Source organism: Laspinema palackyanum D2c (assembly GCF_025370875.1).
In the GTDB taxonomy this organism is placed as follows: Bacteria; Cyanobacteriota; Cyanobacteriia; order Cyanobacteriales; family Laspinemataceae; genus Laspinema; species Laspinema palackyanum.
The window spans coordinates 146224-160036 of record NZ_JAMXFD010000002.1; the positions used below are offsets into that span (position 1 = coordinate 146224).

General features: G+C 46.5%; 14 protein-coding genes. 7 read left to right on the top strand and 7 right to left on the bottom strand.

Annotated features, from left to right (window positions below; translation table 11 throughout):
- Positions 1–103: 103 nt before the first annotated feature.
- Entirely contained in the window at positions 104–1135 is a 1032-nt protein-coding gene (pdhA, locus tag NG795_RS03455; protein WP_367287275.1) for a pyruvate dehydrogenase (acetyl-transferring) E1 component subunit alpha, read from the bottom strand.
- Between the two features lie 544 nt (positions 1136–1679).
- Between pdhA and NG795_RS03460 the strand changes: the two genes are divergently transcribed.
- The 7 genes from NG795_RS03460 to NG795_RS03490 all read left to right on the top strand — a co-directional run bounded on the left by NG795_RS03460 (position 1680) and on the right by NG795_RS03490 (position 9899).
- On the top strand, positions 1680–3974 hold the full coding sequence (locus tag NG795_RS03460; protein ID WP_367287276.1) for an IMS domain-containing protein: 2295 nt from the start codon (positions 1680–1682) through the stop codon (positions 3972–3974).
- A 1211-nt stretch (positions 3975–5185) separates the two neighbouring features.
- Positions 5186–6433, top strand: a complete 1248-nt coding sequence (locus NG795_RS03465) for a DUF4912 domain-containing protein (RefSeq protein ID WP_367287277.1) — start codon at positions 5186–5188, stop codon at positions 6431–6433.
- A 126-nt stretch (positions 6434–6559) separates the two neighbouring features.
- Positions 6560–6958 carry a C6orf136 family protein gene (locus NG795_RS03470; protein WP_367287278.1) on the top strand — a complete coding sequence of 133 codons (399 nt, stop codon included), beginning with the start codon at positions 6560–6562 and terminating at the stop codon, positions 6956–6958.
- A 43-nt stretch (positions 6959–7001) separates the two neighbouring features.
- Positions 7002–8192: a TRC40/GET3/ArsA family transport-energizing ATPase gene (locus NG795_RS03475; RefSeq protein WP_367287279.1), complete on the top strand. Its 1191-nt coding sequence runs from the start codon at positions 7002–7004 to the stop codon at positions 8190–8192.
- A 362-nt stretch (positions 8193–8554) separates the two neighbouring features.
- Complete coding sequence (locus NG795_RS03480; protein ID WP_367287280.1) at positions 8555–8923, top strand: hypothetical protein; 369 nt, start codon at positions 8555–8557, stop codon at positions 8921–8923.
- A 12-nt stretch (positions 8924–8935) separates the two neighbouring features.
- Positions 8936–9523, top strand: a complete 588-nt coding sequence (locus NG795_RS03485) for a hypothetical protein (RefSeq protein WP_367287281.1) — start codon at positions 8936–8938, stop codon at positions 9521–9523.
- Positions 9524–9533: 10 nt separating this feature from the next.
- Complete coding sequence (locus NG795_RS03490; RefSeq protein WP_367287282.1) at positions 9534–9899, top strand: type II toxin-antitoxin system death-on-curing family toxin; 366 nt, start codon at positions 9534–9536, stop codon at positions 9897–9899.
- A 311-nt stretch (positions 9900–10210) separates the two neighbouring features.
- Here the strand turns inward: NG795_RS03490 and NG795_RS03495 are convergent, their stop codons facing one another.
- From NG795_RS03495 to NG795_RS03520, 6 genes are all read right to left on the bottom strand, one after another.
- Positions 10211–10417, bottom strand: a complete 207-nt coding sequence (locus tag NG795_RS03495) for a type II toxin-antitoxin system HicB family antitoxin (RefSeq protein WP_254565562.1) — start codon at positions 10415–10417, stop codon at positions 10211–10213.
- Entirely contained in the window at positions 10417–10614 is a 198-nt protein-coding gene (locus NG795_RS03500; protein WP_367287283.1) for a type II toxin-antitoxin system HicA family toxin, read from the bottom strand. The genes NG795_RS03495 and NG795_RS03500 overlap by 1 nt, the downstream gene beginning before the upstream one ends.
- A 242-nt stretch (positions 10615–10856) precedes the next feature.
- Positions 10857–11255, bottom strand: a complete 399-nt coding sequence (locus tag NG795_RS03505; RefSeq protein ID WP_367287284.1) for a DUF2281 domain-containing protein — start codon at positions 11253–11255, stop codon at positions 10857–10859.
- Between the two features lie 206 nt (positions 11256–11461).
- Entirely contained in the window at positions 11462–12832 is a 1371-nt protein-coding gene (locus NG795_RS03510) for a PIN-like domain-containing protein (protein ID WP_367287285.1), read from the bottom strand.
- Positions 12833–13096: 264 nt separating this feature from the next.
- On the bottom strand, positions 13097–13525 hold the full coding sequence (locus tag NG795_RS03515; protein WP_367287286.1) for a hypothetical protein: 429 nt from the start codon (positions 13523–13525) through the stop codon (positions 13097–13099).
- Positions 13515–13700: a hypothetical protein gene (locus NG795_RS03520; protein ID WP_367287287.1), complete on the bottom strand. Its 186-nt coding sequence runs from the start codon at positions 13698–13700 to the stop codon at positions 13515–13517. Before NG795_RS03520 ends, NG795_RS03515 begins: the two co-directional genes overlap by 11 nt.
- Between the last annotated feature and the right edge of the window lie 113 nt (positions 13701–13813).

Below are 13813 nucleotides of genomic sequence, written 5' to 3' on the forward strand. Positions count from 1 at the left end.
GGGGAGGGGACCGGAAATGTAGTTGTGAGCTCCACCCCACCCAAAAAAAGGGGCGCATTCTCGCACCCCCTCTGAGAAATAGCCGAAATTGAGTTACAACCGGCTAATCTTCTGCAAACACATAACGATATAACTCCGAGGGGTCCGGTTCGGGACTATTCTCCGCGAACTGCACCGAGTCATCCACAATCGCTTGAATTTTATTCTCGATTTCCTTGAGTTCCTCGGCCGTTGCCAAATTCTTCTCAGTAAGATAGGCACTCAGACGCTTAATCGGGTCCCGAGACAGCCAAAATTCCTTTTCTTCCTTGCTGCGAAGTTCATCCGGGTCCGCCAGGGAGTGACCCCGGAACCGATAGGTCATCGCTTCAATCAAGGTAGGACCCTCTCCAGCGCGGGCGCGTTCCACCGCTTCTAGGGCCGCAGTCCGCACCGCCAAAACATCCATCCCATCGACTTCAACGCCGACCATGCCAAACGCTGCTGCCTTCTTATAAATTTCCGGTTCAGAAGTCGCCCGTTCGTGGGCCATGCCGATCGCCCATTTATTATTTTCTACCACATAAATAATTGGCAACTTCCAGAGTGCCGCCATATTCAAACACTCAAAAAACTGCCCATTATTGCAGGCCCCATCGCCAAAGAAACAAGCCGACACACTGTCCGAACTCTCATCTCCCATCGCTTCGCGACGATACTTGCTTTGAAACGCGGCCCCAGTTGCCACCGGAATGCCTTCCGCCACAAACGCAAAACCGCCCAACAAATTATGCTCTCCCGAGAACAAGTGCATAGAACCCCCACGGCCCTTGCTACACCCTGTTGCCTTGCCGAATAACTCCGCCATCACCTCTCTAGCAGGCACCCCCGCACTCAAGGCATGAACGTGATCCCGATAGGTACTGCAAACGTAGTCCCAATCCCGTCTCATCGCCCGGATCACCCCGGTTGAGACCGCCTCCTGTCCATTGTAGAGGTGGACAAAACCAAACATTCGGCCTCGGTAGTACATCTCGGCGCATTTGTCCTCAAAGAAGCGCCCTAAAACCATATCTTCGTACAACATCAAACCGTCTTCTTTCGACAGTTGTACGGTGCTTACGTCAAATGTTGGTAAAGTCCGTTCCTGAATCATCACAGTCTCCTGGTAGCTTGGAACCCGAGGGTCGAGACCTCGGAAGAAAAGCGAATTGCCTGGGTTTAACCCCTGAAACATAAGAAACCCAGTTTTTTTGTTAGGAAACCTGGAAAACCAATCCTTTGGCTGGGGAATCCCGGCGGTTGTCGCCACTTAAAATTGATTTTAATCCCTATTGTTTTATCCCAATCAGGGATTAATCCACCAGCATCGCCACTAGGCCAAACATCATACCATAAAGGTTTGATCGCTTTGTGAACTCAGGGCAACTGCCCCCAGAAAACCCAACGGAATTGGCCCCCAGTTGACGAAGCTTCCTGGACCTTGTTAAATAAAAGCCAATACCGGGCAAGCCACCCAAACCCTCCCAGGCATCGCAGAACCCTTGCTCAACCTTGGAGTACCCCGCAATTCTCCAGATAAGATAACTCTGAAACCTTTTATCATAGAAACTAAAGGCTATAATTATCGGACTCTTTTAGTCGTTTATATTTGCTGCTATTGGTTTGTCTGGTTGCTCATCAAGCAGGGGAAGTAGATTGTGCTAGTGCCACTCGATTATTACCGGATTCTCGGCCTGCCAATTCAGGTACCTGGGGTCGAAACCCCTGGCTATGCTGAACAGCTTAAGCAGGCCCATCGCGATCGCAAAGAGCAACTCCCAAGGCGGGAATATTCTGAAGTCGCCACAAGTGCTCGCAGACAACTCATTGACGAAGCCTATACCGTTCTGAGCGATCCCGAGGAGCGTCAAAAATATGACGCCAGCTTTCTTGCCAAAGCATCTGAATTAGAATCGGTTTCCACCGATTCTCATTCAGGACGAGGGAGCCTAGACTCCAGCGACTCCTATCTCGATCCCCATACCCCCAATATTGATATCCCCTCCGAAGGGTTCATCGGGTCCTTACTGATTCTCCAAGAACTTGGCGAATATGAACTGGTCTTGAAACTCGGACTGCCGATCCTCAGCGGTAGCAACAGTAGTTTAAAAAATGGCCGGTTTGGAGACCCCAAATTAGTTGAGGCGGATATTATCCTCACCTTAGCTCTGGCCTGTTTAGAACTGGGTCGGGAACAATGGCAGGGGGGTAAATATGAAAATGCCGCCCTCTCCCTAGAAAACGGCCAAGAAATGCTCTTGCGCGAAGGACTCTTTCCCGCAGTGCGCGGGGAAATGCAGGCGGACCTCTACAAACTCCGACCCTACCGGATTTTAGAACTCTTGGCCCTCCCGGAAACCCGAGGCCAAGAAAGGCAACGCGGGTTGCAACTCTTGCAAGATATGTTGCAGGAACGGGGTGGAATTGATGGCACCGGGGACGATCGCTCGGGGTTATCCGTGGATGATTTTTTACGGTTCATTCAGCAACTCAGAAGCCACCTCACGGCTGCTGAACAGCAAGAGTTATTTGAAGCCGAAGCCCGTCGTCCCTCTGCTGTTGCCACCTATCTCGCCGTTTATGCCCTCGTTGCCCGAGGATTTGCCGCCCGCCAACCGGCCCTGATTCGCCGGGGTCAAATGCTGTTGACCCATTTAGGGCGACGTCAGGATGTCCACCTAGAACAATCGGTCTGTTCCCTGCTGTTGGGACAAACGGAGGATGCGGCCCAATCCCTGGAACTGACTCAGGAACAGGAAACCCTGACTTTTATTCGGGAAAATTCTCGGAATTCACCGGATTTGCTGCCCGGATTGTGCTTGTACGCTGAACGGTGGCTACAATCCGAGGTCTTTCCCCATTTCCGGGATTTGGCAACCGCCCAGGCATCGTTAAAAGATTATTTTGCCGATGAACAGGTGCAGGCTTATTTAGAGGCCCTACCGGAGACAACTGCCGATGAAGTAAATGAATGGATGGTTGTGCCACCGCCACCGAATCCGGTGACCATTGGATTACCGCAACCATCCCCCAGACGGGACTCGGCATTCATGACCACCTTACGATTGGATAGTAATGGGTCGAGCAATGGGACACCGGGGAAAAATCCGAGTTTGTCTTCCTCTGCCGTATCCCTCGCGACCCTTCCCACGGCGATTCGCACGAGTTCTAATCCGGATACCGCTGGATCTGGAAGAATTCGCGATCGCAGCCGTCCCAGTGAGGACCGCAGTGCATCCGGAAATGGGAAACGAGACGATCGCAGTAAATTACCCGTCGCCGCCCGAGTTCGAGGATTAGAGCCCATTGAAACCCCTCCATCCCGTCGCAGTGGCGTCGGACGCACCGGCGCTAAAGGCAAAAACCCCAAACTAGAACGGTGGATTTTGTTAGGCGTCGGGGGGTTACTGGGACTATTGCTGCTGTGGTTACTGATTAACTCCCTGCGCTGGGTGGCTGGATTATTTCAAGGAGGGCCATCCTTACGGGGAGAACAACTGAGCATTCAGCTAGACCAATCCGCCATTCCGATCGCCACCCAACCCACCCCGGAAGAACTTGGCGCAACGGGACCTATTAATGAGGCGATCGCCCAAGGCGTCCTGCAAAAATGGTTCACCATCAAATCCGCAGCCCTCGGCAGCACCCATCAGGTGGAACAATTACCGGAAATCTTGATGGATCCGGCCCTCTCCTTGTGGCAACGCCGCGCCGAAGCCGCCCGTCAAGAAAATTGGTATTGGGAATATGACCACAATATCCAAGAAACCGGAGTTGAAATGAGTCCCACAGACCCCAACCGAGCCACCGTAGAAGCTCAGGTGAGCGAAACTGCCCGGTTATTTGAGAATGGTCAACTCAGCAACACTCGCGAGGACAATTTACGAGTGCAGTATCAGTTCGTTCGCGAAGCCGGTCAGTGGCGCATTCGCGACTGGATCATCCTACCCTAAATCCTAATTCAGTCTGGATTTAAACCGATGGGGACCCACCCCATCGGTTATTTTTTCTTTCTCTTCTCGTGAAAGGGCTATGCCATGACCCGAGCAATGGCTGGACTGGAGGACGTCCAAGATTTCCTGTTCGTAGTAACGACTTCAGTCGTTATATCTGGTGACATGGCGGACGCCATGTCACCAGGGACCGAGGGAGGGACTGGAGGCAGAACGTCCAAGAGGGCATTATACGGAATTCGGTTGTGATAGGTCTTTAAAAACGAGTAGGGTGGGCATTGCCCACCTGCACAGAAAGGTGGGCAGTGCCCACCCTACTTTTAACTTTTAACTGGAGGCAGCACGTCCAAGAGGGCATTACATGGCAGAGTCATATAACGAGGGAACACCAAGGACCAACGACCAAATCTCCCACTCTATAAGGCTTAAGCCCGATCACTCCTGCAATTATCATCAAATCCTGACATTACTCCCCGGGACTCGATCCCCGATCCCAGGGTTATATCAAGAATTCATGACATTGCGATCCCCGAACTACTTGTAAATCCGTAATAACCCGTAGATTGACCTAGAATCACCTGCTGTACCCCCTTGACCCTATGGAATATTTTCTGCAACATAGACATAACCAAGCGATCCCCCACGATCCCAAAAAAAAGCTGTACTCAACAGCCCAGGGACCCCATTGAGAGTTAACCCCATTTTGGATGAAGACCCTCAACCTCGGGAAACATGGGTCGGGCCCATGAGGGTAACTGCAAATCCCCGCATTGAGCGAGGAACAGTCAAGGGAAAAGGACTCATCTGGGTTGATTTCTGAAGCCACTTCCAATCAGAACCTCTGATTGAGATGGGCGGAAGAAAACACAAAGGAAAACCCCATCTCAAGACTGTGTAGCAGGACCGGATCTGTAGGGGCAAATAAAAACGCGATCGGCGATCGCGCCGCAGCTAATTTTTATGAATTTGGCAAATCGTAAGGCAACCGTTTTATGATCCAGCCTGCAAATTCCATTCACTTAATTAACTAGGGATTCGTCCCGCCATAAAAACTTAATGATAGGGAAGGAGGATCGCGATCGCTCATTTACAGGCAAGGCTAACTAACATTCCGAACTAAATTTCTCGAACCAATTTAACCACAACGAGAAATTTTGACATTGGAACCAACCCACCTGCCGTATAGCCGAAATTAGGAGGCCAAGAGAACAATGGCAAAAGAAAGACCCCCATTAGAAGAGATGACCTTAAGGCAACTCCGCCGAGTTGCAAGTGAATGTGGAATCTCTCGTTATAGCCGGATGAGAAAATCTCAACTTCTGGCATCAATTCAAGAAAAACAACGCACCAAGATTTCCGTAGAACAAACTCGTACATTGGAGGCACAGGAAGAAGTGGAAGCAGCAAAATTTGAACTGGGTCAAGAAGATCGCACAGGTGGAACTCTCGCCTCAGTCGATGAAGGACTCGGCGATTTACCGGGTGGTTACGGTGAAAGCCGAATCATGCTGTTACCGCGTGATCCCCAATGGGCCTATAGCTACTGGGATATTCCCAACACCAACAAAGAAGAAATGCGCCGTCAAGGGGGCCAACAATTAGCCCTGCGCCTGTACGATGTGACAGACATCAACATCGAAACCCAAAGCCCCCACAGCATTCAAGAATATCCTTGTGATGAACTAGCGCGGGAATGGTACTTACCCATCCCTGTCAGCGATCGCGATTACGTCGTGGATATCGGCTACCGTTGTGCCGATGGTCGCTGGTTAGTCCTCTCCCGTTCCGCCCTCGTCCACATTCCCCCGGTTTATCCCTCCGACTGGATTGAAGACCACTTCCTCACCATCGAATGGGAAGAAGACCTGCGCGGCAAAACCTTCATGCAACTGGTTCCCCCCAGCAAGAAAGCCCCAGTTGCAACAAGCCCCAACGCCATTTACGACGAAATCTTCGGTATGGCTGAAAGTGCCGAATCTCAGCGCGTTGCCGGTTCCCTGTTCGGGTCCATGCAGCACGTTCCCGGTTCGATGGCCCCCGAACAGTCCCTCAGTTCCTACGTCTTCCCCTCCGGTGTGGGAATGTGGGCCGTGCCAACGGCTTCCGGTATCGGTATGAATATGTCCGGAGTCGGCATGAATATGTCCGGTGCAGGATTCGCCTCCGCACCCCCGAACCGTCCCCGTAAATTCTGGTTGGTTGCCGATGCTGAATTAATCGTCTACGGTGCCACCGAACCCGATGCCACCGTCACCATCGGTGGACGTCCCATCAAACTGAATGCAGATGGAACCTTCCGCTTCCAGATGTCCTTCCAAGATGGCATCATCGACTACCCGATCGTGGCAGTGGCTTCCGACGGAGAACAAACCCGCGAGATCCACATGAACTTCAATCGGGTCACCCCTGCTCGTCGGACCAACACCAAAGAAGAAGCCGTCGAAGAATGGTTCGCCTAAAGGTTAGAAATTGAAGGGGTAAAAATTCTTTTTCAACCCTTCAATTGAATCACCTGTTAACTCACCCCTGGCAATTGCTGGGGGTTTATTATTGTTCTTAAAAGTTGCTGCAATTATCTTGGCTTTATGGACATTATTGAAATTCTCAAACAAGACTATCAACAGTTTCCCGAAAATCAGACCTATAGCCTTTATGCCGAAGAGGTTTATTTTAAGGACCCGATGACCGAATTTCGGGGATGCGATCGCTACCGACAGATGATTGGCCTCATGTCCACCTGGTTTAAACAAATCAAAATGGACTTACACGACATTAGCCGCATCGAGGATACCATCGAAACCCGCTGGACCCTGAACTGGACCACCCCCCTCCCCTGGCAACCCCGGATTGCCATCTCGGGACGGAGTGAATTGCAACTCAACCCTGATGGAAAAATCATCTCCCATATCGATTACTGGGATATCTCCCGCCTCGATGTCCTCAAACAGCACTTCAAACCACAGGTTTCCGAAAAAAACCGTTAAAGTAAAGAGATGTTAACAATTCTCAGGCAGGGGTAAAAGATCCATGCGATTAATTTTAATGACCGGCAAAGGCGGCGTGGGTAAAACATCCGTTGCCGCTGCCACCGGATTACAATGTGCCGAATTAGGCTATAAAACCTTAGTATTGAGTACCGACCCAGCGCATTCCTTGGCCGATAGCTTCGACATGGAATTAGGGCATGAACCTCGCCTAGTTCGCGAGAACCTCTGGGGTGCAGAACTGGATGCACTCATCGAATTAGAAGCTAACTGGGGCTCGGTCAAACGTTATATTACCCAAGTTTTGCAAGCCAGAGGACTCGAAGGAATTCAAGCTGAAGAACTCGCCATTTTACCCGGAATGGATGAAATCTTTGGTCTAGTGCGGATGAAACGGCATTATGACGAAGGCTTCTATGATGTCCTAATTATTGACTCCGCACCCACCGGAACTGCCCTGCGCTTACTCAGCTTACCCGAAGTCGGTGGCTGGTACATGAGACGATTTTATAAACCCTTCCAAGGCATATCCGTGGCGTTGCGACCCTTCGTCGAACCCATCTTCCGCCCGATCGCCGGATTTTCCCTCCCCGATAAAGAGGTGATGGATGCGCCGTATGAGTTTTATGAACAAATTGAGGCATTAGAAAAGGTCTTAACCGACAATACTAAAACCTCCGTCCGCTTAGTCACCAACCCCGAGAAAATGGTGATTAAAGAATCCTTACGCGCTCATGCCTATTTGAGCTTATATAATGTAGCCACAGATTTGATTGTGGCTAACCGAATTATTCCCGAAAGTGTCACCGATCCATTCTTCCAACGCTGGAAAGAAAACCAAACCCAGTACCGAGAAGAAATTCACGAAAATTTCCATCCGTTACCCGTGAAAGAGGTTCCCCTTTATTCTGAGGAAATGTGCGGCTTAGAAGCGCTCGATCGCCTCAAAGAAACTTTGTACGGCAAAGATGAAGACCCCAGCCAGGTTTACTATAAAGAAACCACCGTCCGAGTGGTTCAGAACCAGAATGAATACAGTTTAGAACTGTATTTACCGGGTATTCCCAAAGACCAAATTCAACTCAGTAAAAGTGCCGATGAGTTGAATATTACCATCGGCAATCATCGCCGGAATTTGGTACTACCCCAAGCCTTGGCTGCTTTACAACCTTCGGGAGCCAAAATGGAAGATGATTATTTGAAAATTCGTTTTTCAGAAGTTGCTAAGGTGTAGGAAAATATAGCCCGCCCGCACCCTGAAGGGTGGGGCTATACAAACAAAGCCCGCCTACGCGGGCTAATCTTTTTCCAGTTTGTAGTAACGACTTCAGTCGTTATCTTTGTAACAGCCCGTCCGCACCCTGAAGGGTGGGGCTATACGAACAAAGCCCGCCTGCGCGGGCTCATCTTCTTCAGTTTGTAGTAACGACTTCAGTCGTTATCTTTATCAGATTAACCAAACCTCCCTAAGCAAGATTTGAACACCAACTAGGGGGATTTCTCCGGAATATTCCTCGCCAAGGGATTTCTCTAAAAATAAACTATAATCCTGCTGCTGTGTTCGTTTAAATATTTACTGGAGTTAGCTGAGAAACTGTGACGACTATAACCCTCTATCATGGAACAGATGTTTATAGTGCCTTGGATATTCTCAATAACGGCTTAAATCCCGATCGCCTGGTGAAGTTACCAGTTAACCCGGTTCAATTAGGGCCAGGACTTTATACAGCGTTGGATTTAGATGTCGCCTGGTTTTTTGCCAGTTTAGCCCCCAATGCTGAAACGTTAGAATATACGGTCATAGAAATATCGTTATCTGTGGTAGAATTAAAATATCTCTTGGATAGAAAAGATGCTCGAATAGAACCCATTGTTAATGTGAAATTTAAAGCGCAACAAGTCTGGTTTTCTCTTACTGCGTTTGATTTTTTAAATCAAGTTGCTGAGTTCAGACCTATAGGATAGGTGAAAAGAGCTATGAAACCTAAATATACCTTAAACGATTTAAACCGGCGTCGGAGTCAAGGGTCGCGCGAGGGTTCGGTTCAAACCCACACCCATACGGTAGAGTTTTCTCGAAGTTTGACGGGAGTGGAACAACAAAATTTTATAACCCTGCTCCTAGATTTTCCATCTAGGGTTAAGCAAGAATTGCCCAATTTAAAGACTCATTTTTTAGATAAAACTGAAGTATGGTTTGACAATCCAGACTGTGCAAAATATACGTTTCATCAACTTGAAAGAGGGGGAGAATGGAAAGATTTCTTGTTTAGCCTATTAGCAAAATTTAGTCAAGAAGTGGCTATGATTAGTAAGCACGATGGCAATCCGGTGTTTGCAAAAGCGCAAACAAGCTCTGTAGAACTAACAGAAATCATTGAGGAGCATAAGGAAGACGGAGGCGATCGCACCGAATCCAGTCCAGAAAGCACTGATGCAACTGAACAAGGGCGATCGGCAGACCAACCCTTATTTACATCAGCCTCCAAAGAAGAAGTCTTAGAGGCTTATTTAGCCATCGAACAAGAATGGGAGGAGGTTTTCCGTCGCCTTGCAGACTCCTAGATTGATTGAAATGTCAGAAGTTCTGGATATCCACAACCGTCAAATCAAAAAATTTGGCGGCACTTCTGGGATTAGAGACGAAGGGTTACTCGATTCCGCACTCGCTCAACCTCAAGCTACCTTTAGCGGACAGTTGCTGCATCCCACTTTACCAGAACAAGCCGCAGCGTATCTTTACCATCTGGCAAAGAATCATCCCTTTGTCGATGGCAACAAGCGCACTGCCTTAGCGGTAATGTTGACGTTCCTCAGAATCAACGGATACCGCCTCAACTTGTCACCGGATGCGACATACCAGATGGTCCTGGATGTGGTGGAAGACAAAATGAGTAAAGAAGCATTAGGCGAATTCTTAGGAAAACATATCAATGGGTAGGAATGGCCCAAGTCCAGATAAAATAGGGTTACTGTACTCTGGTGCGATCGGCCTAATCCATCTCTGCAATCTCAAACGCCCCCTTTTCTCCGAAAGAAATCGCTGCCGAAAGTCTGAAACCGTCAACCGGCTGAACTTTGGCAGATCAGTAATCCGTTGCAGGTAGGCTTGCGCCTCTTCTCGTTTCAAAATAAACGCATCGTCAGATTTATTCGGATTCAAGTAATTCATTTAACTATCTTACTTCCTGAGCTATAATATGCTATAACTTCAGCTACCTTTCCATTGTTACCTCTGGCAGATCATAATTATCATGCTTCAACATATTCACAAATAGAGACAGGTTCGGGAATAGTAAAACCATCCTCTTGTAACCCTTCGAGATGAAATGCGATCGCCTCTTTAATTAAACTCCTGACCTCTGCTAAACTTTCAGCTACAGCTACGCATCCAGGTAAATCGGGAACATAAGCGCCGTAGCTAGTTTCACCTTTTTCAATTACAACCGCATAACGCATTACTCTTCCTCCTCTTCTAGTTGAGCTTGCCGCAAAACATTTTTTAGCGTACCAATTGGCATATCAACCCCTAAATTACCTGATACTGTAACAGTTCCAGCTTTTTCTGGGTGTTTAAATTGACGATGACTCCCCTTTGTTCTGGCTAAATACCAACCATCATCTTCTAACATTTTAATAACTTCTCTAACTTTCATTTTTCATCGATAAAACTCATCAACTCCCGTACTTCCATCTCCATTCTGGTTTAATTTGCGGGGTAAATTCTTTTTTACGCAGCTTTGCTTGTTTCTCCCGCTGGTTCTCTGCATCATCCAGGCATTTGAAAAAGAGAAAAGAATTGTTCGCTCGGGTCCATCGAGTTAGACAGTCCCGACGACCCTAATCTATCCCAAATGGTATCAAATTTCGATTTCAGTTCCGGATCCGTTAGCATTTTTTAACTGACTTGCTTTTGTGACTGTTTCTGCTGTAAAAATTCGGCAAAGTCGCAAACTTCATCAACTAAATCATCCGATAAATTATCTAAAACTGTTCTTAAATGTTCGCGAACTCCCATCGCTTCACGAGCAGGGATTGTTAAAACGAATTGATGAGGATAAACAGTTTCTACCCCGATTGTCTCCATAAACGAATCCGCTTCATCCTGAGTCGCTGACACAAAATTACCAGTTTCATCGTACTTAACCCAATCCCCAAACAATTCGACAAGATAAGCCTTTCCCTCTCCCAGAACTTCCACAATTGTGCCAACGGTATCCACCTGCGCCACTCCCCCATCAGTCAAGGGAATGGCTTCAGTGAGTTTAACCCCATCAAATAGCTGAAATCGAGCCATTATAACCCTCCTAATCTATCCGGTACTGCTGTTACAAGCCTAGCAACATCTTCATCAAATAGGACAATCGAAACCGTTCTAATGCGTTGAGAGATCCCAGAAGTGTATTATCAACTTTCGATTTGATTTCCGGGTCAGTTAGCACGATTGAAGAAATCCAGTGTCTATAGTTATTTTGTCAGTTTATAAAAATTGGCCTTTAAATATTAAGCGTTATCACTTTGGACTTTAATGGTACTAAATTCCTGGAAAATGTATTTGTCCGCTCCCGTGCCGTCTCGTTGAACATATATACCTCCTACAATAAAGCCTAACTTATCAGCAAACTCAAGATCTTGTATGATTTTTTTAACTGCAACTAACCACATTGAACTATCATTTTCAATCTGATCAGTTGCTATAACTATATATCCAAAATCTAAACTTTCCCTCGAAATTGTAAGTTGCATTTTTATGATAGATTCGCGGAGCGTCGTGAGATTAATTACTTTACCTTTTCTGTATTTTACTGTATATCCAACTTTAGAACCATTGGAATCACGCAATATATCGATATATGAATCCCTTATTCTTTCATTATGGGTGATTAATTCATCAGGATACTCACCTATTAACCACTCAAAAACCGCTCGCTCAACTTTTAGACCAATTAAAGCTGCAGGTAAATATTTATTTAAGTCGGCAATCTCTTCTATTTCCTGTTTTGAATAGTCTGAAATTTTAGTACCTAAATGTTCTTCTGCAAACCGAATAAAGCCTTTTGAGTTATACATATAGAATAGAGAAACCCCTGCTTCATCCATTTCTTGAATTAACTCTAGGCGTGGGCCAATAGTTTTACCTGAGTTTATATTCCACCAATCTTCTTTTTCATCATCAGTAATAAAAATTATGTGCTTCCAATTACGAGATTCGACTTCTTTTAAAAGCTCTTTCCAAAGAATTAGATCCCCATACTCTCTTTTGAACTCCATTTCTTTATATAGATAAGGAGGGTATTTTGATTTTTCTTTTTTATAATGATCGCAAAATCCTGGAGGATATTTTATTTTATATCTTTCTTGCCCATCTTTATATATATCCATTAATGTTCCCTTGGCCGGAATTTCTCCAATTTTACCATGAAAGAGCTCATCTACTATGTCTCTTATTGCATCATGTTTAGTTAATTCTAATTTCTCGTATATCAAAGAATTCTTAGTGTTCAAGTATTCCAATAATTCCTTGTCAAGTCTTCCAATTAAACTCTTTGGGTTTACACTGTAGAATTTACGAATATCCCCCAAAAATGCAGTTTTATGCTTCTCCCATTTACTTTTAATTGTGTCAATTTGTGTTTGTTGAGATTCAATTAGCGTAAGACGCTTCTCTTGAAACTCAAGGGCAACTTGATGAGGAATCCATAACCGTTCTTCAATTTTACGAAGGATATTATTGGTAAAATCATTGCGAGTATTTTTACTATATCGATAAAGGTTCAATAGTATATTTGTATCAAATACAAATATGCAGTTTTCCCAAAGTTCTTTAAACTGCTCTTGATTTAATGAATAATATCCGGGAAATAATTTTTTCATGTCCATGACAAATTTTGTGAACAAACCCCAATACAATCCTAGTTAGATAATTCTAATCTGCCAAATTTTCTGTAAACTCAATCAAATCCTCCAATTCCTCTTCACTAAACCACCTCTCCACAGCATCCTCACTAAACCGATCAAGCGGTTCCTCATACAAAATTTCTCAATATAAACCTGTTCTCCCCCTTCTCCTAAAGTAATATACCCGCTAACGGCAATGTGATCGGCTAAATCAATCTCCATCCACAAACGAAATCAATCTCAATCCACAAACGAAATCAATCTCAATCCACAAACGAAATCAATCTCCACAAACGAACTCGGACGCGATCGCCGATTCTTCATCTGACTCGCCAAATCTGCGATAATGCGGTTTAACTGTTCCGGTGTCGCCGTTCTTAGCTTAGAGGAAAAACAGCTCTGGCGCTTCTCAATCTCCGTAACGTAACGCCTTACTTGCTGTTCTGCTACCCTGGGATCGCGGCTTTGTCGCTTCGCCTCCACAACTGCGATCGCCTCGCCGTTCGGCTGATAGAGACAATAATCCGTAACTCCGTTCCAAGGTTCTGCATCGTAGCCATCCACCGGAATCTCTATCCCCACCTGGTTGGGATCTTCGAGATTCCATCCCGCTGTCTGTAGGGCTTTATCGATTAATTCTTTTCGGGTGTTCGCTTCGTTACGAGACATTACGATATGATTTGCTGGCCCAATTTAGAGATATTGCGCGATCGCTCCACTCCTCTACTTTACCCGACAACAGGTCGTAAACTTGATCCAACGGATGTCCTGGGCTCACCCACCCCAAAGTTGGGTCATCTTTGAGCAATTCTCGATCGCAAGCAATCCGTGCCCATTCTGCCATAGCTGAGGCGATCGCTAGAGCCACTCCGCATCAGGGGAATTCTTACGAAAACATATCAAAACGGAGGAATGGCCCAAATCCAGATAAAATAGGGGTACTGTACTCTGGTGCAA

Bases quoted from the DNA above. Each gene is read 5' to 3' on its own strand.
- NG795_RS03505 (WP_367287284.1), bottom strand. From the start codon at position 11,255: ATGGCTCGATTTCAGCTATTTGATGGGGTTAAACTCACTGAAGCCATT.
- pdhA (WP_367287275.1), bottom strand. From the start codon at position 1,135: ATGATTCAGGAACGGACTTTACCAACATTTGACGTAAGCACCGTACAA.
- NG795_RS03485 (WP_367287281.1), top strand. From the start codon at position 8,936: ATGAAACCTAAATATACCTTAAACGATTTAAACCGGCGTCGGAGTCAA.
- NG795_RS03500 (WP_367287283.1), bottom strand. From the start codon at position 10,614: ATGAAAGTTAGAGAAGTTATTAAAATGTTAGAAGATGATGGTTGGTAT.
- NG795_RS03475 (WP_367287279.1), top strand. From the start codon at position 7,002: ATGCGATTAATTTTAATGACCGGCAAAGGCGGCGTGGGTAAAACATCC.
- NG795_RS03465 (WP_367287277.1), top strand. From the start codon at position 5,186: ATGGCAAAAGAAAGACCCCCATTAGAAGAGATGACCTTAAGGCAACTC.
- NG795_RS03520 (WP_367287287.1), bottom strand. From the start codon at position 13,700: ATGGCAGAATGGGCACGGATTGCTTGCGATCGAGAATTGCTCAAAGAT.
- NG795_RS03510 (WP_367287285.1), bottom strand. From the start codon at position 12,832: ATGAAAAAATTATTTCCCGGATATTATTCATTAAATCAAGAGCAGTTT.
- NG795_RS03490 (WP_367287282.1), top strand. From the start codon at position 9,534: ATGTCAGAAGTTCTGGATATCCACAACCGTCAAATCAAAAAATTTGGC.
- NG795_RS03515 (WP_367287286.1), bottom strand. From the start codon at position 13,525: ATGTCTCGTAACGAAGCGAACACCCGAAAAGAATTAATCGATAAAGCC.
- NG795_RS03470 (WP_367287278.1), top strand. From the start codon at position 6,560: ATGGACATTATTGAAATTCTCAAACAAGACTATCAACAGTTTCCCGAA.
- NG795_RS03495 (WP_254565562.1), bottom strand. From the start codon at position 10,417: ATGCGTTATGCGGTTGTAATTGAAAAAGGTGAAACTAGCTACGGCGCT.